Here is a 22,501-nt window from a genome sequence, read left to right on the forward strand (position 1 = left end):
ATGAAGATGGGGAGGGTGGGCGGGTTGGTAGACGGGGGGGATTGGCGGGAGGAAAGGGGGGGGGGGGTGAGTGCGGGGCGGGTACGGGGAAGGGGGGGGGTGGGGGGGGACCCCCCCCCCCCCCCCACCCCTCACCTGTCCCGGACACGACCTAGTCCTCCGGCGGGAAGACCGGCTCCTCCGAGTCGAGGAGGGTGATCGTGATCGCCTCGACCGGGCAGCCCTCCGCCGCGGCCAGCACCTTCTCGTTCGCGTCGGACTCCGCCTGCCTTGGATGGGACTGCCGGGCCGTGTCGAGCGTGAAGCCGTCCGGCGCGTGGTTCACGCACATCCCCGAGCCGATGCAGACGCTCCGGTCGACCTCGACGTGCCAGCGGTCGCCCATCACTCGCCTCCGTGTCCGGCCGGGAGGTGGATCATCTTGTGCTCCAGGTACTCGCTGAAGCCCTCCGGCCCGAACTCGCGTCCCAGGCCGGAGCTCTTGTAGCCGCCGAACGGCCCCAGCATGTCGAGGCTGAAGGTGTTGACGTTGAAGGTGCCCGTCCTGACCTGCCGGGCGAAGTCGATGCCGTGCTCCACGTCCCCGGTCCAGACGCTGCCGCTGAGGCCGTAGTCGGAGTCGTTCGCGATCCGCAGGGCCTCGTCCTCGTCGCCGTACGGCAGGAGGCAGATGACCGGGCCGAAGATCTCCTCGCGGGCGATCCGCATCCCGTTGTCGACACCGCCGAAGAGTGTCGGCTCGACGTACCAGCCACGGTCCAGGCCGGTGGGCCGCCCGCCCCCGGAGAGGATCTTCGCGCCTTCCTCCTGGCCGATGCGGATGTAGTCGAGGGAGCGCTGCTGCTGGCGCTGGGCCACCAGGGGCCCGACCTGCGTCGCCGGGTCCAGCGGGTCGCCGACCGCCAGCGCTCCGGCCGCCGCCGCGAGGGCGTCGGCGATCTCGTCGTACCGGCCGCGCGGCGCGAGGATCCGGGTCTGGGCGACACACGCCTGGCCGTTGTTCATCCAGGCGGCCGGGACGATCCCGGCGACCGCCGCCTCCAGATCGGCGTCCGGCAGGATCACCGCGGCCGACTTGCCGCCGAGCTCCAGCGTGACGCGGGTGAGATTGCGGGAGGCGACCTCCATGACGCGCTTGCCCGCGCCGACGGAACCGGTGAACGAGACCTTGTCGACGCCGGGGTGACCGACCAGGTACTCACTGACCTCGCGGTCGGCGGGCAGGACCGACAGCACGCCCTCCGGCAGCCCCGCCTCCCGGGCGATCTCGGCGAGGACGTAACTGTCCAGCGGAGACTCGGGCGAGGGCTTGAGGATCACCGCGCATCCGGCGAGGAGCGCGGGCCCCAGCTTGGCCGCCGCGGTGAACTGCGGGACGTTCCAGGGCACGACGGCCGCGACCACACCGACCGGCTCGCGCCGGACGAGGATGGGCCCGAGGACACCGGCGCGCTCGGCCTCGTACGGGAAGTCGCGGGCGACGGTGATCGCCGCGTCCCAGACCATCATCGCGCCGAGCGCCTGGGCGAGGACGCTCCAGGAATAGGGCGAGCCGTTCTGCGAGCTGATCAGCCGGGCGATCTCCTCGTGCCGTACGGCGATCGCGTCCTTGATCCTGGTGACGACGGCGATCCGCTCGTCGAGCGGCATCCTCGGCCAGGGCCCGTGGTCGAAGGCCTCCCGCGCGGCGGCGACCGCCCGGTCGACATCGGCTTCGGCGGCATGGGGGACGCGGCCGATGACCTGCTCGGTGTGCGGGGAGATCACCTCGATGACGCCGGTGCCGCTCGGATCGGTCAACTCCCCACCGATGAACAGTTTTCCGTGTTCCACAAGCTCGGTCATGGCTGCTGCCTTCCCGCCCCGGAGATCTCCTGACACTGTTTCAGAACTGATACCAGTTCTAGTTATAGTGAGCAATGGCCGTGCCGCCCGGGAGCGCCCGGGAGAGACGAGGACTCATGTCACAGGTGACCGTGCACGGCGGAGGAGTCTGGTCCATCAAAGTCGCCATTCCGGACAACCCGCTGGGGCACACGCTCGTCCATCTCCTCGACACCGACCGAGGACCGGTCCTGATCGACACCGGCTGGGACGACCCGCGGTCGTGGACCGAACTCGGCGAAGGGCTGGCGGAGCTCGGCACATCGGTGGCCGACGTCCACGGCGTCGTCATCACGCACCACCATCCCGACCACCACGGCCTGTCCGGCCGGGTGCGCGAGGCGTCGGGCGCCTGGATCGCGATGCACGCCGCCGACACCGCCGTCGTACGCCGCACCCGCGCGTCAGAGCCGGGCGCCTGGCTCGACTACCTGGCCGGCAAACTCGCCGCCGTCGGCGCCCCCGAGGACCACACCGCTCCCCTGCTCGCCGCCCGGGCGGCCGGGCGGATGCGTACCCTGCCCGGGCTGCGCTCCGCGCTCCCCGACCGGGAGATCGTGCCCGGAGAGCTCCTCGACCTGGCCGGGCGGCGGCTGCGCGCCATCTGGACACCGGGCCACACGCCCGGCCATGTCTGCCTGCACCTGGAGGAGGAACACCCGGCCCGGCTGCCCGGGCACGGGCGGCTCTTCTCCGGCGACCATCTGCTCCCCGGGATCACCCCGCACATCGGCCTGTACGAGGACCCCGAGGACCTCACCGTCACCGATCCCCTCGGCGACTACCTCGACTCCCTGGAGCGGATCGGCCGGCTCGGCGTCGCGGAGGTCCTGCCGGCGCACCAGCACGCCTTCGCGGACGCGGAAGGACGGGTGCGGGAGCTGCTGGACCATCACGAGGAGCGGCTGACCGGGCTGCTCGGTCTGCTGGCCACCCCACTCACGCCGTGGCAGCTCGCCGTGCGGATGGAGTGGAACCGCCCGTGGGAGCAGATCCCGTACGGGTCACGGAACATCGCGGTGAGCGAGGCCGAGGCGCACCTGCGGCGCCTGGTGAAGCTGGGCCGGGCCGAGGCGGTGCCGGGGAGCGAGCCGGTGACGTACGTGGCGGTGTGACGGCCGGGCACGGGACGCGGCGGCGGCGCCCGGGCCGGCGCGCCGACCGCCGGCCCGGGCGCTGTGGCAGGGCGCGCGCTGGGACCTTCGGCAGAGGGCGGCCGCCCCCGGAAGCCTGTTCTACGGGCCGGTACAGTGGGCGCGTCGTCATCATGCCCGTACGGGGGGAAGCCGGTGCGAATCCGGCACTGACCCGCAACCGTGAGTCGCCCCCGGGGGCGGCGAGCCGGAATGCCCCGGACGCGACGTGACCGGCTCGTGCTCCCCGGGACCCGCCCGGTGAGCGGCACCGTCGAGGTATACGGAGCCGGAGCCTGGTGCCTCCGTGTGCCGGTGCCCGGCCACGCAGGAGAGGCCAGTTCCGCCATGACCACCGTCTGCCGCAGCGCCGCCACGCTCGTCGCCACCGCACTGCTGTGCACGGTGGCCGCCGGAGCCGCCGCCCCCGCCGCGTCCGCGGCGCCCTCCCCCGCCTCACCGTCCCCTGCGCCCACCTCCGCGGCCCCGTCCGCTCCGGCCCCGCCCGCGTCCCCCTCCCCGACGCCGAAGCCCGTCGTACCGGCCGGGCTCTACGGCACGAAGGACCCCACGTACGACGGTGTCTGGCGGCAGTCGCTCGCCTTCATGGCACAGAAGACGGCCGGCCTGACGCCCGCGCCGGAGTCGCTGACCTGGCTCCTCGACCAGCAGTGCGACAGCGGCGCCTTCGCGTCCTACCGTCCGGAGCCGGCCAAGCCCTGCGACCCGTCCACGCTGCTGGACACCAACGCGACAGCCGTCGCCGTGCAGGCGCTGAACGGGATCGCCCGGGCGCCCCAGGCCACGACCGGCGCGCCGAGCGCCACGGCCACCCCCGCACCCAACCCCGCCGCCGTCGCCGTGGCCGCCGGCATCGGCTGGCTGAAGGGCGTACAGAACAAGGACGGCGGCTGGGGCTACAACCCCGGCAGCCCCAGCGACGCCAATTCCACGTCGATCGTCATCGGCGCGCTGGTGGGGATCGGCCAGCAGCCGGGCGGGGTGAAGTCCGCCGAGGGCAGGACCCCGTACGACGCGCTGCTCACCTTCGCCAAGCCGTGCGCCGACACGGACGGCCCGGGCGCGTTCGCCTACCAGCCGGACCCGGCCGGCAAGCTCGTCGCCAACGCTGACGCGACCGCCGCCGCCACTCTCGCCGGGCTCGGCAAGAGCCTTCAGACCCGTGGGGTGAAGCCGGACCAGGAGCCGAGCTGCCAGGACGGGGCGAAGCCGACGCCGGAGCGGGCCGCCCGCAACGGCGCCTCGTACCTCGCCGGCGCGCTCGCCGCGACCGGACACCTCGACCTTCCGCCGATGCCCGGCGCCGCCGACCCGGCCCCCCGGCCCGACTTCGGCAACACCGCCGACGCCGTGGTCGCGCTCGCCGCCGCCGGTCACAGCGGCAAGGCGCTGACCGCGCTGACCTGGCTGGAGAAGAACTCCGCCCCCTGGGCGAAGGAGAACGGTCCGGCCGCCTACGCCCAGCTGATCTTCGCCGCGAACACGATGGGCGCGGACATCCGCGACTTCGGCGGTGTCGACCTCGTCCAGCAACTCAACGCCACCGGGCCCGCGCCGCTCACCGCCGCCGGCCCGGTCGCACCGGCGCAGGACGAGGAGTCCGGCTTCAACGTGTGGTGGATCGTCGGCATCGGTCTGGTCGTCGGCGTCGGGGTCGGCTTCCTGCTGAGCGGCCGCCGCAAGGACAAGCAGCTGTGATCCGTGCCCGGTCGCTGTCCCCCGCCCCGGCTCTGGTCCTGGCGGCGGCTCTGGCACTCGCCGCCGCGCTGACGATGCTCGGCGCCGGGCCCGCGCAGGCCGCCGGATACCGGTACTGGTCGTTCTGGCAGTCGGCACCCGCCTCCTCGGCCTGGACCTATGCGACACAGGGGCCGGCGACGGCGCGCCCCGCCGACGGCGAGGTCGACGGGTACCGGTTCTCCGTCAGCGCGGACTCCGGCGACTCGGCACGGCCCCGTACCGCACCGGACTTCACCACGATCTGCGCCGCCACTCCGGCCAGGGAGGGCAGCAAGCGGGTCGGCGTCGTCATCGACTTCGGCACACCCGCCGACGCGCCGGCCGGCGAGACCCCGCCCGCACAGCGCACCGGCTGCGCGCAGGTCCGTGAGGACGCGACCAGCGCCGAGGCGCTGGCAGCGCTCGCCCCGCCGCTGCGCTACAACGGCGAGGCGCTGCTGTGCGGGATCGCCGGTTTTCCGAGGACGGGATGCGGCGAGCAGGTGACGGGTGGGCGCCCGGCCCCCTCCGCGACCGTTTCCGGCCCGGCGACCGCCCAAAACCCCGGTGAGGCGGGGGACTCCCGGGGATCCGAGAACGGCGGGCCGTCGCTCGGGCTCGTCGCGGGCGCCGCCGCCGTGCTCGTCCTCGGCGGAGCGGCCTTCTGGCAGGCCCGCCGCCGCCGCGGATGATGACGACCGGCTCTCTGCGCGCTCCCGGGGCGACCCGCGCCAATGCCCTGCACGCCGGGGCGTGGTGGGTGTGGGCGCTGGGTCTCGCCACGGCCGCGTCGCGGACGACCAACCCCCTGCTGCTCGGGCTGCTCGTCGGCGTGGCGGGTTATGTGGTGGCCGCCCGGCGGACGGACGCGCCCTGGGCGCGTTCCTACGGCGCCTTCGTGAAGCTGGGACTGTTCGTCGTCGCGATCCGGCTGGTCTTCACCATGGTGCTCGGCTCATCGGTCCCGGGCACGCATCCGCTGTTCACGCTGCCCGAAGTGCCCCTGCCCGACTGGGCGCAGGGAGTGCGGATCGGCGGCCGGTTCACGGCCGAGCAGTTGGTGTTCGCGCTGTACGACGGGGCGAAGCTGGCGACGCTTCTCATCTGCGTGGGCGCGGCGAACTCGCTGGCGAACCCGGCGCGGCTGCTGAAGTCGCTGCCGGGCGCGTTGTACGAGGCGGGGGTCGCGGTCGTGGTCGCCATGACCTTCGCCCCCCACATGGTCGCCGATGTGATGCGGCTGCGGACGGCCCGGCGGCTGCGGGGCCGCCCCACGGGCGGGGTGAAGGCGGTGCTCCAGATCGGACTGCCGGTCCTGGAGGGCGCGTTGGAGCGGTCGATCGCGGTGGCGGCGTCGATGGACGCGCGGGGGTACGGCCGTACGGCGCCGGTGCCCCCGGTGGTGCGGCGCACCACGACCGCGCTGACGCTGGGCGGGCTGTTCGGTGTGTGCGTCGGCGCCTACGGGCTGCTCGCGTCGTCCGGAGCCGGGTACGGGCTGCCGCTGCTGCTGGCCGGTCTGGTCGCGGCGATGGCGGGGCTCCGCCTCGGCGGGCGGCGCTCCGCCCGTACTCGCTATCGGCCCGACCGGTGGGGCGCGCGCGCCTGGCTGGTCGCCGGCTCGGGCGTGGCGGTGGCCGCGCTGATGATCTGGGCGGCGTCGTACGATCCCGGGGCGCTGCGGCCCGGTGTCGTACCGCCGGCGGCGCCCGGGCTGCCGGTGTGGCCGGCGCTGTCCGTTCTGGTGGGCCTGCTCCCGGCGTTCGTGGCCCCCGTCCCCGCCCCGCCGCACACCCCGTCCCCTCCCCCTGCCGCGCCGGAGTCCCCGGCATCGACGAGCAAGGTCCCTTCCCCCGCCAAGGAGTCGCAGTGATCCGGTTCGACAACGTCTCGGTGACGTACGGCGACGCGGCCGTACCGACGCTGGCGGACGTCGATCTGACCGTCCCCGAGGGCGAACTGGTGCTGCTGGTGGGCCCCTCGGGTGTCGGCAAGTCGACTCTGCTCGGTGCGGTGTCCGGGCTCGTCCCCCATTTCACGGGCGGGACGCTGCGGGGCCGGGTGACGGTCGACGGCCGCGACACCCGTACCCACCGGCCGCGCGAACTGGCGGATCTGGTCGGCACGGTGGGGCAGGACCCACTGGCGCACTTCGTCACCGACACCGTCGAGGACGAGCTCGCCTACGGCATGGAGTCCCTGGGTCTCGCGCCCGACGTCATGCGCCGCCGCGTCGAGGAGACCCTGGACCTGCTCGGCCTCACGGAGCTGCGGGACCGCCCGATCGCCACGCTCTCCGGCGGCCAGCGCCAGCGCGTCGCGATCGGCTCTGTCCTCACCCCGCATCCGAAGGTGCTCGTCCTCGACGAGCCGACGTCCGCGCTGGACCCGGCGGCGGCGGAGGACGTACTGGCGATCCTCCAGCGCCTCGTCCACGACCTCGGTACGACGATCCTGATGGCCGAGCACCGCCTGGAGCGCGTGGTCCAGTACGCGGACCGCGTCATCCTCCTCCCCGCGCCCGGAGCCGCGCCGGTGACGGGCACCCCCGCCGACATCATGTCCCGCTCCCCCGTCCACCCGCCGGTGGTCGCCCTGGGCCGTCTGGCGGGCTGGGACCCGCTGCCGCTCTCGGTCCGCGACGCGCGCCGCCGGGCGGCCCACCTGCGCGAGCGGCTGGCGGACCGGGTCCCCGGCACGACGGCGCCGCACCCGCAGGCCGACCCGGGGGCGAACGTCGGCGGCCCGGTGGACGCCGGGACACCGGACACCGCGCAGGCGGTCTCCGGCGGCCCGGTGGACCCCGCCTCGGCCCAGGCGGCCTCCGGCGGGCCGTGGGCCCTGCGGGCCGTCCGCGGGTGGCTCGGGCGCCGTGCCGGAGCCGAGGCGGCCGAGCCCCCGCGGGCGGCCCGCGCCGCCCTGACCGGCCCCCTCGTCGACGTACGGGGCCTCAGCGTGCGCCGGGGCCGCGTGGAGGCGCTGCGGGGCGTCGCTCTGCGTGTCGGCGCCGGGGAGACCGTCGCGCTGATGGGGCGCAACGGGGCCGGGAAGTCGACGCTGCTCGGGGCGCTGGTCGGCATGGTCCAGCCCGGGGCCGGGTCGGTGTCCGTCGACGGCCTCGCCCCGCACCGGACCGCGCCGCGCGAGCTGATCCGGCGGGTCGGGCTCGTACCGCAGGAGCCACGGGACCTGTTGTACGCCGACACCGTCGCCGCCGAGTGCGCGGCCGCCGACGCCGACGCTGGGGCCGGGCCCGGGACCTGCCGGGCCCTGGTCTCGGAGCTGCTGCCGGGCGTGGCGGACGGCACTCACCCCCGGGACCTGTCCGAGGGGCAGCGGCTCGCCCTGGCCCTCGCCGTCGTCCTCACGGGGCGGCCGTCGCTGCTGCTCCTGGACGAGCCGACGCGTGGGCTCGACTACGCCGCCAAGGCCCGCCTCGTCGTCCACCTGCGGAGTCTCGCGGCGGCCGGGCACGGCATCGTGCTGGCGACCCACGATGTGGAGCTGGCCGCCGAGCTGGCGCACCGGGTGCTGATCCTGGCGGACGGCGAGGTCGTCGCGGACGGACCGACCTCCGAGGTCGTCGTCTCCTCGCCCGCCTTCGCGCCGCAGGTGGCGAAGATCCTCGCTCCGCAGCCGTGGCTCACCGTGGGCCAGGTCGCGAAGGCCCTGCGATGAGCGCGCCGCGCCCGGTCCGTCTGGGGCCCCGTTCCGCCGTGGCCCTGGGGCTGGTCACCGCCATCGGGGTGATCGCGTTCGGCTGGCCGCTGCTCGCGGACAGTGACAGCGCGCTCACGGGGCACGCCGCCGACGCTCCCTGGCTCTTCGCGGCGCTGCTTCCGCTGCTCGCCGCCGTCGTCGTGGCGACCGTCACCGACTCCGGGATGGACGCGAAGGCCGTGGCCATGCTCGGTGTGCTGGCCGCCGTGGGCGCGGCGCTGCGGCCCCTGGGCGCGGGCACAGCGGGTCTGGAGCCGATGTTCTTCCTGATGGTGCTCAGCGGCCGGGTCCTCGGGCCAGGCTTCGGTTTCGTCCTGGGCGCGGTGACGATGTTCGCGTCCGCCCTGCTCACGGGCGGTGTGGGCCCCTGGATGCCATTCCAGATGCTGGCGCTGGCCTGGTTCGCGATGGGCGCGGGGCTGCTGCCGGGCGCGGAGCGGCTGCGGGGGCGGGCCGAGCTCCTGCTCCTGTCCCTGTACGGGGCGCTCGCGGCGTTCGCGTACGGCACGGTCATGAATCTGCAGGGCTGGGTGCTGCTGCAGGGCATGAGTGGCGGGGTCTCCTTCCAGCCGGGCGACCCGGTCCACGAGAACCTGGTGCGCTTCCTGGCGTACTGCGCGGCGACCTCGCTCGGCTGGGACCTGGGGCGCGCGTCGCTGACCGTGGTGCTGATCCTGACCATCGGCGGGACGCTCCTGAAGGCCCTTCGTCGGGCCACACGGAGAGCCAACTTCGAGGCCCAGGTCACATTTGAGGGGCCCGACGTGGTGAGGCGCCCCACAGGACCTTAGTCCTGCCCTATGCGCGGTAGTAGGCACTCAGGGCCCCGACCCTGGGGGCCGATACCTGCCCTGACCTGCGGCTACGTCATTGCGCCCCGGCGGGTGCCGATGGGCCGGGATGCGAAAGAGGCTAGTAACAGGGGGCATTGCGGCGACCGAACCGCCCTGCTTCTCTGGATGAGTCGCCGGGCACCGCCGCAGCGTGGTGCCGGCAGCCAACTCCCCCACCCCCCGGTGTGGTTCCGGCTTGCCTGGCGACGTCCCATGTCCCCGACGTTAGGTCGATCTGTGTTCCGCTCGCTCGTCGCTCGTGTCTCCACCCGCCAGAAGTCCGTCGCCGCCACCGCAGTCGTCCTGCTGGGTGCTTCGGGAGCGGTGCTCGGCACGACTGCGCCGGCTTCGGCCGCGACTCCTCAGGAGCTCGCCCGGAAGATCGTCCCGGCGGACCAGTTCGACTCGTTCAACAGGATCGTTGAGCACGAGTCCGGCTGGAAGCACACCGCCACCAACGCGTCCAGCGGCGCCTACGGCCTGGTGCAGGCTCTGCCCGGCTCCAAGATGGCTTCGGCCGGCAAGGACTGGAAGACCAACCCGGCCACCCAGATCAAGTGGGGCCTGAAGTACATGAACGAGCGCTACGGCAGCCCGAACGGCGCTTGGAACTTCTGGAAGTCCCACGGCTGGTACTGAGCCGCCCAGCCGGCCGAATGGCCGCCGCACGCTTCGAAGCCCCGGTGGGGCGACCTTCCCAGGTCGCCCCACCGGGGCCTTTCGCGTATCCCCGGGTCCGCGGACGCCTACTGCCGCCTACAGCCGCTGGATGATCGTGCCGGTCGCCAGCGCCCCGCCCGCACACATGGTGATCAGAGCGAACTCCTTGTCCCGCCTCTCCAGTTCGTGCAGGGCGGTGGTGATGAGCCGCGCTCCCGTGGCACCCACCGGATGACCGAGCGCGATCGCGCCCCCGTTCACATTGACCTTCTCCAGGTCCTGGTCGAAGACCTGCGCCCAGCTCAGCACGACGGACGCGAACGCCTCGTTGATCTCGACCAGGTCGATGTCCTTCAGGGACATCCCCGCCTTGCCGAGGACCGCGCGGGTCGCGTCGATGGGTCCGTCGAGATGGAAGTGCGGGTCGGATCCGACCAAAGCCTGGGCGACGATCCGGGCGCGCGGCTTCAGCTTCAGGGCGCGGGCCATGCGCTTGGACGCCCACATGATGGCGGCGGCGCCGTCGGAGATCTGGGAGGAGTTGCCGGCGGTGTGCACGGCGGTCGGCATGACGGGCTTGAGCCGGGCCAGGGCCTCCATGCTGGTGTCCCGCAGCCCTTCGTCGCGGTCGACGAGCCGCCACATGCCCTGCCCGGCCGCCTGTTCCTCCTCGGTGGTGGGCACCTGCACCGCGAAGGTCTCGCGCTTGAAGCGCTCCTCGGCCCAGGCGACGGCGGCCCGCTCCTGGGACAGCAGGCCGAGCGAGTCGACGCGTTCACGGGTCAGGCCGCGGTGCCGGGCGATGCGCTCGGCGGCCTCGAACTGATTGGGCAGGTCGACGTTCCACTCGTCGGGCCACGGCTTTCCGGGCCCGTGCTTGGAGCCGCTGCCCAGCGGTACGCGCGACATGGCCTCGACGCCGCAGCTGATGCCGATGTCGATGACACCGCCGGAGATCATGTTGGCGACCATGTGGCTGGCCTGCTGCGAGGAGCCGCACTGGCAGTCCACGGTGGTGGCGGCCGTTTCGTACGGCAGGCCCATCGCCAGCCAGGCGTTGCGCGCCGGGTTCATGGACTGCTCACCGGCGTGGGTGACGGTGCCACCGACGATCTGTTCGACGCAGTCGGCGTGGATGCCGGTGCGGCCGAGGAGTTCACGGTAGGTCTCACCCAGCAGATAGGCGGGGTGCAGATTGGCGAGCGCACCTCCGCGCCTGCCAATGGGGGTGCGTACGGCTTCGACGATGACGGGTTCCGCGGCCATGAGCTCGTCCTCTCCTCGCACATCGGCCAGGTGTCCCGGCACCCGGCGACGACTGTGTCCTTTCGGGAGCGACCCCGAATCCCCCGAAGTAGTACGCGTTCTAGTTCTGAGTGCAGTCTTATGAGTGCTACCCCCGGTACGCAAGGGTTGTGCACGCCTCCTGGCCGGATCCAGCGCGCAACAGTTCCGCCCGCACCCCTTGCCACTTATAGAACTCGTTACTACCTTCACGGCACTATCTGATGGGCCGTCAGACAATGGAGTTGCCGATGCCCTGCCCCGCGCTCCCCGAAGGGTTCGACTTCACCGATCCCGATCTGCTCCAGAGCCGCATCCCCTTCCCGGAGTTCGCCCAGCTGCGGCAGACCGCGCCGGTGTGGTGGTGCGCCCAGCCGCGCGGCATCACCGGCTTCGACGACGAGGGCTACTGGGCTGTCACGCGCCACGCGGACGTCAAGTACGTGTCCACCCACCCGGAGCTCTACTCCTCCACCGCCAACACGGCGGTCATCCGCTTCAACGAGCACATCACGCGCGACCAGATCGACGTCCAGAAGCTGATCATGCTGAACATGGACCCGCCCGAGCACACCCGGGTCCGCCAGATCGTGCAGCGCGGCTTCACCCCACGGGCGATACGGAGCCTGGAGACCGCACTGCGCGATCGCGCCGCCAAGATCGTCGCCGAGGCGAAGAAGAGCGCGGACAGCACCGGCGGATTCGACTTCGTCACCAACATCGCCGTCGAACTGCCCCTCCAGGCCATCGCCGAGCTCATCGGCGTCCCGCAGGAGGACCGGTCGCGGATCTTCGAGTGGTCGAACAAGATGATCGCGTATGACGACCCCGAGTACGCGATCACCGAAGAAGTCGGCGCCGAGGCCGCGATGGAGCTCATCGGCTACTCGATGAACATGGCCGCCGCCCGCAAGGAGTGCCCCGCCAAGGACATCGTGTCCCAGCTCGTCGCGGCGGAGGGTGAAGGCAACCTGTCCTCCGACGAGTTCGGGTTCTTCGTCCTGCTCCTCGCCGTCGCGGGCAACGAGACCACCCGCAACGCCATCAGCCACGGCATGCACGCCTTCCTCACCCACCCCGACCAGTGGGAGCTCTACAAGCGCGAGCGCCCTGCCACCACCGCCGAGGAGATCGTCCGCTGGGCCACCCCCGTGGTCTCCTTCCAGCGCACGGCGACCCAGGACACCGAACTCGGCGGCCAGAAGATCAAGAAGGGGGACCGGGTCGGGCTGTTCTACTCCTCCGCCAACAACGACCCCGACGTCTTCGACCGCCCCGAGGACTTCGACATCACCCGCGACCCCAACCCGCACTTGGGCTTCGGCGGCGGCGGCCCGCACTTCTGCCTCGGCAAGTCCCTCGCCGTCCAGGAGATCGACCTGATCTTCAACGCCCTCGCCGACGCCCTGCCCGGTCTGAAGCCCGCCGGCGACCCGCGCCGGCTGCGCGCGGCCTGGCTCAACGGCATCAAGGAACTCCAGGTGCGGGTGGGCGACTGAGGGGACCCCCGACAGGACGATCCGCCCTCACGACGTGGGAGGCGGGGGCAACTCCCCCTACGCCCCGCCCTCGCCTCCCCGACGAACACCCCGGCGGCCCGTCGGCTCCCGGAGACGCCGGAACCGGATCTTCCCCTCCGTCGTCTGAATGCGCATGCGGGGGAAACGAAGAATTCTGACACTGCTGTTCGCGCTGATCGCGATGCAGCTCGGATCGCTGATCAGCCCGGCGTACGCCTGCGGCTGCGGGGCCATGGTCCCCGACCGTACGTCCCGGATCGGCGTCGACCGGGAGACGTCCATCGTGCACTGGGACGGGCGCACGGAACAGATCGTGATGCGCTTCACCGTCGTGGGCGACGCGCCCCGGGCCGCCTGGGTCATGCCCGTACCCACGCGAGCGACGGTCGAGCAGGCCGACGGCGGCATGTTCGGCGACCTGGCATGGCTCACCCGGCCCGAGGAGAAGACCCGGCACTACTTCTGGCCGCGCGGCAGCGACTGGCCCTTCGGCGGTGAGGTCACGGACGGGGCGGCGGCCGCGCCGCCCACCCCGGGCGCGCCTCCGGTCGGCGTCGTCGGCCGGGAACAGCTCGGCGACTTCGATGTCGCCCGCCTCACCGCGACCGACCCGGACGCCCTGCGCGACTGGCTGGAAAGCAACGGCTTCCAGCTGCCGGACCGGCTCGCCACCGAGCTGAAGCCGTATGTCGAGCAGAAGTGGGAGTACGTCGCCGTGCGCCTCGCCCCCAAGGAGAAGGGCACGGTGCTGCGCGGCACCCTGGATCCGCTGAAGATCCGTTTCGCCAGCGAGCGGCTCGTCTATCCGATGCGGCTGTCGCGCCTGGCGAAGACGCCCCAGTCGCTGGGTCTGTACGTCCTGGCGGACCACCGCATGGAGCCGCGCACGGCCATCGGCGGCGCGCCGCCCGAGGTGACCTTCGCGGGGACGGTCGACCCGAAGGGCTCGCTCAGCGAACTGACCGGCGGCGGGCCGGTCTTCCTGACCGCCATCGACCAGCGGTTCCCCGTGCCGGGCCGGATCGACGGCGACCACGAGCTGCGGCCGACGGAGACCGACACCCCCTACCGGCAGGCCGTCTACGACGACCGGCTGCTGACCGTGGGCGACGACATCCCCGTCTGGCTGCTGACCGTCACGGGCGTCCTGGTGGCGGTGGGCGGGGCGGCCGTGGCGCTGCGGCTGCGGCACCGGCGCTCCGGTGTACGTTCGCCGGCATGACTCAGGAAGACACTGCACAGGAGCGGTGGACCGCCGTCGACGCCTATCTCGCCGGTCTCCTCGCCCCGCACGACGACGCCCTGGCCGCGGCGCTCACCGAGAGCGACGCGGCCGGGCTTCCGGCCATCAACGTGGCGCCGAACCAGGGCAAGTTGCTGCATCTGCTCGCCCGTATCCAGGGCGCGCGCTCGATTCTGGAGATCGGCACGCTCGGCGGTTACAGCACGATCTGGCTGGCCCGGGCGCTCCCGCCGGACGGCCGCCTGATCTCCCTGGAGTACAACCCGCACCACGCCGACGTCGCCCGCGCCAATCTGGCCCGCGCCGGGCTCGACGCGGTCGCCGAGGTCCGTACCGGCGCGGCCCTGGAATCCCTGGACCGGCTCGTCACGGAGAACGCGGGCCCCTTCGATCTCGTCTTCGTCGACGCCGACAAGCCCAACAACCCGCGCTACGTGGAGTGGTCGCTGAAGCTCACCCGGCCGGGCAGCGTGATCGTCGTCGACAACGTCGTACGCGGCGGAGCGGTCGTCGACGCGGCCGGCGAGGACCCCTCGGTCAGGGGCACGCGGGAGATGTTCGACCTCGTCGCGCGCGAACCCCGCCTGGACGCGACGGCGCTCCAGACGGTCGGGGTGAAGGGCCACGACGGCCTGCTGATCGCCCGGGTCGTCGCCTGAACTCCTATCCTGCCCTCATGAGCATCGTGAAGATCAATGTCCTGACTGTGCCGGACGAGCAGCGCGAGGTGCTGGAGCAGCGGTTCGCCGCGCGGGCGGGGGCGGTGGAGGGCTCCGACGGGTTCGAGTGGTTCGAGCTGCTGCGGCCCGTCGAGGGGACCGACCAGTACCTCGTGTACACGCGCTGGCGCAGCGAGGAGGACTTCCAGAAGTGGATGGAAGGCCCCATGAAGGCGGCGCACCAGGGCGGCGGTGCGGGGCAGGGAGCGGGCGCCGGACAGGGTGGGGGCGGCGGGCGTCCGAAGCCCGCGGCGTCGGGCTCCACGCTGTGGTCCTTCGAGGTCGTGCAGCAGGCGGCACCCAAGTGACCGTCGGCGGCGCCGTGGGCTGGTCCCTGGGGCCCGAGCCCGTCGACTCCGCCGACTCCACCGCGCTGCGGCGCGACTACTACGGCGAGGTGGCGGGCCGCTACTGGAAGCGCCCCGCCACGGAGGCGGAGATCGACGAGGGCCTCGCCGACGACGGGGTCGGCCATCTGACCCCGCCGACCGGCCAGTTCCTCGTCGGCCGGCGGGGCGGCAGGCCGGCGGCCTGCGGTGGCGTGCTGATGCTGGACGCCGAACGCGCCGAACTGACCCGGGTGTACATACGGCCCGGCTTCCGCGGCTCCGGCGGCTCCGGGCTCCTGATGCGGGGGCTGGAGGACGCGGCGCGGCGCCTCGGCGCCCGCCGGATGGTGCTCAACACCCGCCTCGACCTCATCGAGGCACGGACGCTGTACACCCGTCACGGCTACGCGGAGATCCCGGCGTACTGCCGGGGCCCGTACATGGAGATCTGGTACGGCAAGGAGCTGTAGGGCCCGCCCTGCCCCAGGGCCGGCCCGGCACCGCGCCCCTCGTCCGGAGGTGCCGAGGCCGAGGGCCGGAGCCGCGCCAGGCGGTTTCAGCGGTGGTGGTCGCGGGGTGGCGGCGGGGTGTGCGGCCGGTCGTCGTCGGAGCCGCCCAGCTCCGCCGTCAGCTCCTCGACCAGCTGCACCAGGTCCGTCGGCCGCTCCGGCCCCCACCAGTCGCCGAGCAGCTCGGCCAGGGACTCCTCACGCGCCTTCGCCAGCTTGGCCGCCACCTCCACGCCCTCGTCGGTGAGCATCAGCTGGATCCCCTCCCGCCGGGCCAGGCGCCGCTCCTCGAGCTGCCGCGATGCCTCGGTGATCGCACGCAGCGGCACGGGGGTGACGTCGGCGAGCCGGGCGGGCTCGACCGTGCCGTGGCGTTTGATCCGCAGCAGCAGCCAGCTGGCGGCGGGAAGCAGATCGAGCCCGGCCTTCGTGGTGATCCGTTCGTAGATCGCCTTGCGGCCCTCCCGGGACCCCAGCACCGACAGGGCCCGCGCGCACTCGTCGTACGAGGAGCGTTCGACCGGGTTGGAGGCGAGCGTCTGGCTGGGTTCGGGGGCGGTGACGGAGCCGCGCAGCTTGTCCTCCTTGAGGAACCAGGCGATCGCGAAGGCGACGACGACGACCGGCGCCGCGTACACGAAGACGTCGGTGATCGAGGTCGCGTACGCGTGCAGGACCGAGGGGCGCAGCGCGGGCGGCAGCGCGGCGATCGAGCGCGGGTCGGCGGCGAGCCGTTCGGCGCCGACGCCGGGCGGGAGATCCTGGCCCGCGAGCGCGTCGGCCAGTTTGTCGGTGAGCCGGTTGGTGAAGACGGTGCCGAAGATGGCGACGCCGAACGACGCCCCGATGGACCGGAAGAAGGTCGCCCCGGAGGTGGCGACGCCGAGGTCCTGGTACGAGACGGCGTTCTGCACGACCAGCACGAGCACCTGCATGACCAGGCCGAGTCCGGCGCCGAAGACGAAGAAGTAGGCGCTCATCTCCCAGGTGGAGCTGGTCTCCTTCAACTCGCCGAGCAGCCCGAGGCCGAGGGCGGTGACGGCGGTGCCGGCGATCGGGAAGACCTTCCAGCGGCCGGTGCGGGAGACGATCTGGCCGGACGCCGTGGAGGTGAGCAGCATCCCGAGCACCATCGGCAGCATGTGCACGCCGGACATCGTCGGGGTGACGCCCTGGACGACCTGGAGGAACGTCGGCAGATAGGTCATCGCGCCGAACATCGCGAAGCCCACGATGAAGCTGATGACGGAGACGAGCGTGAAGGTCCGGATCCGGAACAGCTTCAGGGGCAGCACGGGTTCGGCGGCCCGCCGCTCCACGACCACGAACCAGACCAGGAGTACGGCTCCGAGTACCGCGAGCGCGATGATCTGCGCCGAGCCCCAGTCCCAGGTGGTGCCGCCGAGGGAGGCGACGAGGATCAGGCACGTGGCGACCGACGCGATGAGGAAGGTGCCCAGGTAGTCGATGGTGTGCCGGGTGCCCTTCGCCGGGAGGTGCAGCACGGCGGCGATGACGAAGAGCGCGACGACTCCGATGGGCAGGTTGATGTAGAAGACCCAGCGCCAGGAGAGGTGTTCGGTGAACAGGCCGCCGAGGAGCGGTCCGAGGACACTGGTGGCGCCGAACACGGCGCCGAAGAGGCCCTGGTACTTGCCGCGTTCCCGGGGCGGGACGATGTCACCGACGATCGCCATCGACAGGACCATGAGACCGCCGCCGCCCAGGCCCTGGACCGCGCGGAAGGCGATCAGCTGCGGCATGTTCTGGGCGATGCCGCAGAGCGCCGAGCCGATGAGGAAGATGACGATGGCGGCCTGGAACAGCTTCTTGCGGCCGTACTGGTCGCCGAGCTTGCCCCACAGGGGTGTCGCGGCGGTCGAGGCGAGCAGGTAGGCGGTGACCACCCACGACAGATGGTCCATGCCGCCGAGCTCGCTGACGATGGTCGGCAGCGCGGTGGAGACGATGGTCTGGTCGAGCGCGGCGAGCAGCATGCCCAGCAGCAGCGCCCCGATGGCGATCAGGACGGTGCGGTGACTTTGCCCCTCGCCGGGCCCCGAACGGGCGGCCGGGGTGCGTACTTCCTGGGCCATGAACATCCCCTTCGCTGCGCTACACCCTCCGTCTCACCCTCCATCGTGAGGTTTATGCGTGGTTATGGCCTGCCGAGCGGTGGAGCGGCCTGGGGCCTGGAGCGCGCGGGCTGCATAATCGCTCGCAGTTCAAGGGGAGGGAACACTGTGACCGGACACGTCTGTCCCGCATGCGGCGCGCCGCTGAGCCCGGACGGCAGACCGGGGCCCGGCTGCGGCTGCGCCCGGACGGCCGCGACGGCGGAGGCGGAGGACTTCAATCCGCTGCGGATTCGGCCGTACGTGAACCTCGGTGCTCCGCCGGTTCCAGGTGGTGCGCAGGCGGCGAACGGTGACGGCCCGTCGACCGTGCGGCTGCCGACGCCACCGGGAGCGACGGGGGCCCAGGGCGGCGCATCGGCGGGAGCGTGGACGGGTGGTCCGCCTCCCGTACCGGCAGGGGCGTGGACGGACGGTCCACCCCCGGTCGAGGGCGGCGGCGCATCGGCGGGAGCGTGGACGGGTGGTCCGCCTCCCGTACCGGCAGGGGCGTGGACGGACGGTCCACCCTCGGTCGAGGGCGGCGGCGTACCGGCAGGGGCGTGGACGGACGGTCCACCCTCGGTCGAGGGCGGCGGCGTACCGGCCGGAGCGTGGACGGGTGGCCATCGTCCCGTCGCGCCCGCGGAGGAGACGATGCCACTGTTCCTCGGTGACGCGATCCACGACCTGACCCCGGACTCCCGTCAGGAGGCGCCCCGGCGGCACGGCCCGCTGGCCGTCGCCGCGGCGGCCTCGGTCGCCGTCGTGGCGGTGTGCGCGGCGGCCTTCGCAGGGGGCCTGTTCGACAACAACGACGACGACGAGAACCTGCGCGTGCTTCCGACGGTCTCCGAGAGCGCCGCCCTGGTGTCCGAGGCGCCGACCCCGTCCGGGTCGCTCCGGGCCACTCGCTCGGCATCGGTGTCGGCGTCCGCCTCGGCGGCGACGTCGTCCTCCGCCTCGCCGACCCGTTCCGCGTCGAGGGTCTCCGCGCCGGCGGCCGGGCGGTCCACGCTGCCGGCGGCCGCCCCGACCCGTACGGAGTCGGCGACGGGCGTGATCTCCCGGCCGCCGACCGCGCCGGCGCCGGACGGCACGCTCCAGCGGGGCGACAGCGGCCCGGAGGTGGTCGAGCTCCAGAACCGTCTGGCGGAACTGGGTCTGTACAGCGGTCCGACCAACGGCAAGTACAACGACAAGGTCGAGCAGGGCGTCGCCGTCTACCAGTCCTACCAGAGCGTCGAGGGCGATCCGGAGGGCGTCTACGGACCCAATACGCGGCGGGCGCTGGAGGCGGAGACCGACGGCGGCGGGGACAGACGGGGGCGATGACCGACCCCCCGGGTTGGTATCCGCGCCCGCGTTTTGTATCGTGGATGAACAAAGTGGCCCCGCCCGTTTTCCCTGACCGGCGGGCGGGACCACTCTGTTCCTGCTCCCGCGCCTTGGAGACCCGCCGATGCCGCCCACCCCTTCCGCCGCCAGCCCCGCCCCCGCCGCCCCTGTCGTCCTGGCCGCCAAGGCCTTCCTGCTCGACATGGACGGCACGCTCGTCAACTCCGACGCGGTGGTGGAGCGCTGCTGGCGCCGCTGGGCGCAGCGGCACGGTCTGGACCCGGAGGAGGCCCTCAAGGTCGTCCACGGCCGCCAGGGCTACGCCACGATGGCCGTCCTCCTGCCGGACCGCCCGATGGAGGAGAACCACGCGGACAACCGGGTGATGCTCGCCGAGGAGACCGCCGACCTCGACGGCGTGGTCCCGGTGCCCGGGGCGCGCGCCTTCCTGGCCGCCATAGCCGGGCTGCCGCACGCCCTGGTCACCTCGGCGGACGAGGCCCTCGCCCGGGCGAGGATGGGAGCCTCCGGTCTGCCCATGCCGCGGACCAGGGTGACCGCCGAGCGTGTCGGCGCCAGCAAGCCGGACCCCGAGGGCTTTCTGAAGGGCGCGGCCGAGCTGGGCTTCGCCCCCGAGGACTGCCTGGTCTTCGAGGACTCCCAGGCGGGCATCGAGGCGGGCCGCGCCGCCGGCATGCGCGTCGTGGGCGTCGGCCCCCGCGCGGCGGCCTTCGGCCCGGACGTCCAGGTGCCGGACCTGACAGCCCTGCGAGTGGAGACGGCGGCCGACGGCACGTTCCGCCTCCACGTCACGGTGTAGTGCCACACCCCGCCCCCCACACCAAGGGTCGGGGCGCGTCACACGTCGCCCGTCACCCCCGGCGCGTCACGGCGCGATCGCCTCGTAGAGGCTGAAGCCCGCCAGGGCCACCATCAGGCACGCCGCGACCTTGGTGATCAGCCGCAGCGGTACGTACTTCATCAGGGTGCGCCCGCCCAGAATGCCCAGACCCGCGACCGCCCAGAGCGCCAGCACCGCGCCGACGCCGACCGAGAGCGGATTGTCGTAACGCGCGGCCAGGTTGGCCGTCATGATCTGCGTGAGGTCACCGAACTCCGCGACGAGGATCAGCATGAAGCCCGCGCCGGACACCTTCCAGAAGGACTGGTCGGCCGGGGTCCTCATCTCGTCGTCCTCGTCGTCGTTCTTCTTGAGCAGGAGCATCGCGGCGCCCGCGAGGAACAGCACGCCCACGACGGCCTGCACGAGCCGGTGCGGCAGGAGGGTCAGCACGCTGCCCGCCGCGATGGCGAGGGCGACGTGGACGGCGAAGGCGGCGGCGACACCGACGAAGACGTACGAGGCGCGGTAGCGGGTGCCCAGCATGAGGCCGGCGAGCGCGGTCTTGTCGGGGAGTTCCGCGAGAAAGACGACGCCGAAGGTGATCGCCATGATCGTGAAGCTCAGCACGGGATGGATTCCTCAATCGGTCGGGCGCTGCCCTGCCGAGAGTCCTGAGCGTTTCAGGGGTCGCTTCGGCACGACAGCACCATGAAAAGAACAGGCATGGATGCTGTGGCCGAAGGTCTCGCTGGCCGGTCCCTGACGGGTCCTGCCTCCGGGCGCCGGCTGAGACGCGCTCAGCAGTATGTCGACGGTCCGGCGAAGAGCTACTCCCCTTCTGCTCCGTACAGGGTACGTCACCCCTGTGCGGGCGGGTCAGGGCCGGAGGTCCCGGTCGGGCGGGTCAGGGCGGACGCCCCCGTCGGGCGGGTGAGAGCCCGGGTCCCGGCGGGCCGGTCAGGGCCGGGCGTCCCGGTCGAGCCGCCCCCGGGCCACCAGCTCCAGCACGACGGCCACCGCCACGGCCTGGACCGCCATCAGCGCGACCAGGACGAACAGCTGCACCACCCCGGCGAGCAGCGGTGACGAGCCGGCGAGCAACATGCCGACGAAGGCGCCCGGGAGGGTGACGAGGCCCACGGTCCTGGTCTGGTCGAGTCCGGGCAGCAGCGCGTCGGAGGCGGCGGGCCGGGCGATCTCCAGCCGGGCGTCCCGTTCGAGGAGCCCGAGCGCGAGACCCGCCTCGACCTCGCCGTGGCGGGTGGCCAGCTCGTCGAGCGCGCGCCGGCCGCCGAGGACCGTCGCGGTGAGAGCGCCGCCGATGAGGATGCCGGTGACCGGGATCAGCGCGATGCCCTTGACCGGGACGAGTCCGGTGAGCAGCAGCGCGGCGACGACCGGGACGACGCCGGCCGCGAGCGGCAGGGCGGCCCACCCCCAGGTGGCGTTCGGGGTGATGCGGCGACCGGCGGTCCGTACCGCGACGGCATACATCAGCAGCAGGAACGCGAGCAGCAGCGGTACGGATCGGACGACCCAGCCGATGAGCAGGGACACGGCCACCAGCTGGGCGGCCGCGCGCACCCCCGCGACGACGAGTTCGCGGGCCCGGCCCAGGTGAGCGAGGCCGGCCACGGTGGCGCCGACGGCGAGAAGGACGGCGAGCACGGCGCCGAGTGTGGCGTTCACGGGCAGCAGCACGGCCCAACCCTATGGCGAGGCAGGTGAACTGTTGGTGTGTCAACCCCTTGATGTGACGTGCCCATGTCGCCACTCTGTTACCTGGCGCTCCCCTCACGGAAACCTCGCGCCGCCACGATGGCCGAGCCGCCCAGCCACCCCGCCGGGTCGCACGGCCAAGTCCCCCCACGACCAGGGAGTTCGTATGTCCGGTGTCTACGCGCGTCGAATAGCAGTGCTCTTCGCCTCCGCCGCTCTCACCGCAACCGGCCTGCTGGCCACCGCCCCGGCCGCCCAGGCGTCCCCGCCGACCCCCATCAGCGCCGCCACCGCCCGTACGTACCTCGGCCAGCTGACCGTCCAGGCGGAAGGTTCCTCCAGCGGTTACAGCCGTGACCTCTTCCCCCACTGGAGCACCCAGTCCGGCGCCTGCAACACCCGCGAGGTCGTCCTCAAGCGCGACGGCGTGAACGTCACCCAGGACTCCAACTGTGCGGCTGTGAGCGGTAGTTGGTACTCCGAGTACGACGGCGCCACCTGGACGGCTGCCTCGGACCTCGACATCGACCATGTCGTCGCCCTCGCCGAGGCGTGGCGCTCCGGTGCCAACTCGTGGACCACCTCCAAGCGCCAGCAGTTCGCCAACGACCTGACCCGCCCGCAACTCATCGCGGTCACCGACGACGTCAACCAGGCCAAGAGCGACCTCGACCCGGCGGAGTGGATGCCGTCGCGCACCGCGTACCGCTGCACGTACGCACGTATGTGGGTGCAGGTGAAGCAGTACTGGGCCCTGACGGTCGACCCGGCCGAGAAGAGCGCCCTGCAGTCCGTCCTCAACGGCTGCTGACACCGCGGCGAGTCCGCCGCGGGCCCGGCTGCCGGCTCCCCGGCGTCTCTGTCGCCGGCTCCGCCGCCGGCTGGAACCTAGCCGGTCTCCTCCGTCGTTCC

General features: G+C 72.6%; 21 protein-coding genes and 1 riboswitch. Of the genes, 15 read left to right on the top strand and 6 right to left on the bottom strand.

Annotation, left to right across the window (positions count from 1 at the left end):
- Positions 1 to 151: 151 nt before the first annotated feature.
- Both ACZ5VC_RS02840 and ACZ5VC_RS02845 read right to left on the bottom strand, forming a co-directional pair.
- Positions 152 to 385, bottom strand: coding sequence for a ferredoxin (locus tag ACZ5VC_RS02840; protein ID WP_469118322.1), 234 nt, complete (start codon positions 383 to 385; stop codon positions 152 to 154).
- Complete coding sequence (locus ACZ5VC_RS02845) at positions 385 to 1,845, bottom strand: aldehyde dehydrogenase (RefSeq protein ID WP_469118323.1); 1,461 nt, start codon at positions 1,843 to 1,845, stop codon at positions 385 to 387. Before ACZ5VC_RS02845 ends, ACZ5VC_RS02840 begins: the two co-directional genes overlap by 1 nt.
- Positions 1,846 to 1,961: 116 nt before the next feature.
- Here ACZ5VC_RS02845 and ACZ5VC_RS02850 point away from each other — a divergent pair, with 116 nt between their 5' ends.
- The 7 genes from ACZ5VC_RS02850 (at position 1,962) to ACZ5VC_RS02880 (ending at position 9,949) form a co-directional block, all read left to right on the top strand.
- Positions 1,962 to 2,999: an MBL fold metallo-hydrolase gene (locus ACZ5VC_RS02850; protein WP_469118324.1), complete on the top strand. Its 1,038-nt coding sequence runs from the start codon at positions 1,962 to 1,964 to the stop codon at positions 2,997 to 2,999.
- Between the two features lie 164 nt (positions 3,000 to 3,163).
- A riboswitch (cobalamin riboswitch) is annotated at positions 3,164 to 3,236 on the top strand.
- A 129-nt stretch (positions 3,237 to 3,365) separates the two neighbouring features.
- A complete protein-coding gene (locus tag ACZ5VC_RS02855; protein ID WP_469118325.1) occupies positions 3,366 to 4,736 on the top strand; it encodes a prenyltransferase/squalene oxidase repeat-containing protein in 1,371 nt (456 codons plus the stop codon).
- 74 nt (positions 4,737 to 4,810) lie between these two features.
- Positions 4,811 to 5,449 (top strand): SCO2322 family protein, encoded by a 639-nt coding sequence (locus ACZ5VC_RS02860; protein WP_469118915.1) that lies wholly within the window; start codon positions 4,811 to 4,813, stop codon positions 5,447 to 5,449.
- Positions 5,449 to 6,630, top strand: coding sequence for an energy-coupling factor transporter transmembrane component T (locus tag ACZ5VC_RS02865; RefSeq protein ID WP_469118326.1), 1,182 nt, complete (start codon positions 5,449 to 5,451; stop codon positions 6,628 to 6,630). Before ACZ5VC_RS02860 ends, ACZ5VC_RS02865 begins: the two co-directional genes overlap by 1 nt.
- Positions 6,627 to 8,435, top strand: coding sequence for an ABC transporter ATP-binding protein (locus ACZ5VC_RS02870; RefSeq protein ID WP_469118327.1), 1,809 nt, complete (start codon positions 6,627 to 6,629; stop codon positions 8,433 to 8,435). Before ACZ5VC_RS02865 ends, ACZ5VC_RS02870 begins: the two co-directional genes overlap by 4 nt.
- Positions 8,432 to 9,268, top strand: a complete 837-nt coding sequence (locus ACZ5VC_RS02875) for an ECF transporter S component (RefSeq protein WP_469118328.1) — start codon at positions 8,432 to 8,434, stop codon at positions 9,266 to 9,268. Before ACZ5VC_RS02870 ends, ACZ5VC_RS02875 begins: the two co-directional genes overlap by 4 nt.
- Positions 9,269 to 9,523: 255 nt before the next feature.
- Positions 9,524 to 9,949, top strand: coding sequence for an aggregation-promoting factor C-terminal-like domain-containing protein (locus tag ACZ5VC_RS02880; protein ID WP_469118329.1), 426 nt, complete (start codon positions 9,524 to 9,526; stop codon positions 9,947 to 9,949).
- Positions 9,950 to 10,066: 117 nt separating this feature from the next.
- On the opposite strand, the gene ACZ5VC_RS02885 is transcribed toward ACZ5VC_RS02880, so the two are convergent.
- Positions 10,067 to 11,236 (bottom strand): steroid 3-ketoacyl-CoA thiolase, encoded by a 1,170-nt coding sequence (locus ACZ5VC_RS02885; protein ID WP_469118330.1) that lies wholly within the window; start codon positions 11,234 to 11,236, stop codon positions 10,067 to 10,069.
- Between the two features lie 269 nt (positions 11,237 to 11,505).
- Here ACZ5VC_RS02885 and ACZ5VC_RS02890 point away from each other — a divergent pair, with 269 nt between their 5' ends.
- From ACZ5VC_RS02890 to ACZ5VC_RS02910, 5 genes are all read left to right on the top strand, one after another.
- Positions 11,506 to 12,753, top strand: a complete 1,248-nt coding sequence (locus ACZ5VC_RS02890; protein WP_469118916.1) for a cytochrome P450 — start codon at positions 11,506 to 11,508, stop codon at positions 12,751 to 12,753.
- Between the two features lie 154 nt (positions 12,754 to 12,907).
- Entirely contained in the window at positions 12,908 to 13,996 is a 1,089-nt protein-coding gene (locus tag ACZ5VC_RS02895; RefSeq protein WP_469118331.1) for a DUF2330 domain-containing protein, read from the top strand.
- Entirely contained in the window at positions 13,993 to 14,676 is a 684-nt protein-coding gene (locus ACZ5VC_RS02900) for an O-methyltransferase (protein ID WP_469118332.1), read from the top strand. Before ACZ5VC_RS02895 ends, ACZ5VC_RS02900 begins: the two co-directional genes overlap by 4 nt.
- A gap of 17 nt (positions 14,677 to 14,693) precedes the next feature.
- Positions 14,694 to 15,044, top strand: coding sequence for an antibiotic biosynthesis monooxygenase family protein (locus ACZ5VC_RS02905; protein WP_469118333.1), 351 nt, complete (start codon positions 14,694 to 14,696; stop codon positions 15,042 to 15,044).
- Entirely contained in the window at positions 15,041 to 15,535 is a 495-nt protein-coding gene (locus tag ACZ5VC_RS02910; RefSeq protein WP_469118334.1) for a GNAT family N-acetyltransferase, read from the top strand. Before ACZ5VC_RS02905 ends, ACZ5VC_RS02910 begins: the two co-directional genes overlap by 4 nt.
- A gap of 86 nt (positions 15,536 to 15,621) precedes the next feature.
- Here the strand turns inward: ACZ5VC_RS02910 and ACZ5VC_RS02915 are convergent, their stop codons facing one another.
- The gene (locus tag ACZ5VC_RS02915; protein WP_469118335.1) at positions 15,622 to 17,670 is read right to left on the bottom strand and encodes an MDR family MFS transporter; all 2,049 of its coding nucleotides are present in this window, start codon (positions 17,668 to 17,670) and stop codon (positions 15,622 to 15,624) included.
- Positions 17,671 to 18,345: 675 nt separating this feature from the next.
- On the opposite strand from ACZ5VC_RS02915, the gene ACZ5VC_RS02920 reads away from it, so the two are divergent.
- Positions 18,346 to 19,023: a peptidoglycan-binding domain-containing protein gene (locus ACZ5VC_RS02920; protein WP_469118336.1), complete on the top strand. Its 678-nt coding sequence runs from the start codon at positions 18,346 to 18,348 to the stop codon at positions 19,021 to 19,023.
- 127 nt (positions 19,024 to 19,150) lie between these two features.
- On the top strand, positions 19,151 to 19,846 hold the full coding sequence (locus tag ACZ5VC_RS02925; RefSeq protein ID WP_469118337.1) for an HAD family hydrolase: 696 nt from the start codon (positions 19,151 to 19,153) through the stop codon (positions 19,844 to 19,846).
- Between the two features lie 66 nt (positions 19,847 to 19,912).
- Here ACZ5VC_RS02925 and ACZ5VC_RS02930 read toward each other — a convergent pair whose 3' ends face one another.
- A complete protein-coding gene (locus ACZ5VC_RS02930; protein WP_469118338.1) occupies positions 19,913 to 20,497 on the bottom strand; it encodes a TMEM165/GDT1 family protein in 585 nt (194 codons plus the stop codon).
- A 330-nt stretch (positions 20,498 to 20,827) separates the two neighbouring features.
- Positions 20,828 to 21,571: an ABC transporter permease gene (locus ACZ5VC_RS02935; RefSeq protein ID WP_469118339.1), complete on the bottom strand. Its 744-nt coding sequence runs from the start codon at positions 21,569 to 21,571 to the stop codon at positions 20,828 to 20,830.
- A gap of 184 nt (positions 21,572 to 21,755) precedes the next feature.
- On the opposite strand from ACZ5VC_RS02935, the gene ACZ5VC_RS02940 reads away from it, so the two are divergent.
- A complete protein-coding gene (locus ACZ5VC_RS02940; RefSeq protein WP_469118340.1) occupies positions 21,756 to 22,400 on the top strand; it encodes an HNH endonuclease family protein in 645 nt (214 codons plus the stop codon).
- The last annotated feature ends 101 nt before the right edge of the window (positions 22,401 to 22,501 follow it).

The organism is Streptomyces sp. NPDC033174 (assembly GCF_055577795.1).

Excerpts from the sequence above, each read along its gene's own strand:
- ACZ5VC_RS02840 (WP_469118322.1), bottom strand. The coding sequence starts at position 385 with ATGGGCGACCGCTGGCACGTCGAGGTCGACCGGAGCGTCTGCATCGGC.
- ACZ5VC_RS02845 (WP_469118323.1), bottom strand. The coding sequence starts at position 1,845 with ATGACCGAGCTTGTGGAACACGGAAAACTGTTCATCGGTGGGGAGTTG.
- ACZ5VC_RS02850 (WP_469118324.1), top strand. The coding sequence starts at position 1,962 with ATGTCACAGGTGACCGTGCACGGCGGAGGAGTCTGGTCCATCAAAGTC.
- ACZ5VC_RS02855 (WP_469118325.1), top strand. The coding sequence starts at position 3,366 with ATGACCACCGTCTGCCGCAGCGCCGCCACGCTCGTCGCCACCGCACTG.
- ACZ5VC_RS02860 (WP_469118915.1), top strand. The coding sequence starts at position 4,811 with ATGCTCGGCGCCGGGCCCGCGCAGGCCGCCGGATACCGGTACTGGTCG.
- ACZ5VC_RS02865 (WP_469118326.1), top strand. The coding sequence starts at position 5,449 with ATGACGACCGGCTCTCTGCGCGCTCCCGGGGCGACCCGCGCCAATGCC.
- ACZ5VC_RS02875 (WP_469118328.1), top strand. The coding sequence starts at position 8,432 with ATGAGCGCGCCGCGCCCGGTCCGTCTGGGGCCCCGTTCCGCCGTGGCC.
- ACZ5VC_RS02880 (WP_469118329.1), top strand. The coding sequence starts at position 9,524 with ATGTCCCCGACGTTAGGTCGATCTGTGTTCCGCTCGCTCGTCGCTCGT.
- ACZ5VC_RS02885 (WP_469118330.1), bottom strand. The coding sequence starts at position 11,236 with ATGGCCGCGGAACCCGTCATCGTCGAAGCCGTACGCACCCCCATTGGC.
- ACZ5VC_RS02890 (WP_469118916.1), top strand. The coding sequence starts at position 11,506 with ATGCCCTGCCCCGCGCTCCCCGAAGGGTTCGACTTCACCGATCCCGAT.
- ACZ5VC_RS02895 (WP_469118331.1), top strand. The coding sequence starts at position 12,908 with ATGCGGGGGAAACGAAGAATTCTGACACTGCTGTTCGCGCTGATCGCG.
- ACZ5VC_RS02900 (WP_469118332.1), top strand. The coding sequence starts at position 13,993 with ATGACTCAGGAAGACACTGCACAGGAGCGGTGGACCGCCGTCGACGCC.
- ACZ5VC_RS02905 (WP_469118333.1), top strand. The coding sequence starts at position 14,694 with ATGAGCATCGTGAAGATCAATGTCCTGACTGTGCCGGACGAGCAGCGC.
- ACZ5VC_RS02915 (WP_469118335.1), bottom strand. The coding sequence starts at position 17,670 with ATGGCCCAGGAAGTACGCACCCCGGCCGCCCGTTCGGGGCCCGGCGAG.
- ACZ5VC_RS02920 (WP_469118336.1), top strand. The coding sequence starts at position 18,346 with ATGCCACTGTTCCTCGGTGACGCGATCCACGACCTGACCCCGGACTCC.
- ACZ5VC_RS02925 (WP_469118337.1), top strand. The coding sequence starts at position 19,151 with ATGCCGCCCACCCCTTCCGCCGCCAGCCCCGCCCCCGCCGCCCCTGTC.
- ACZ5VC_RS02940 (WP_469118340.1), top strand. The coding sequence starts at position 21,756 with ATGTCCGGTGTCTACGCGCGTCGAATAGCAGTGCTCTTCGCCTCCGCC.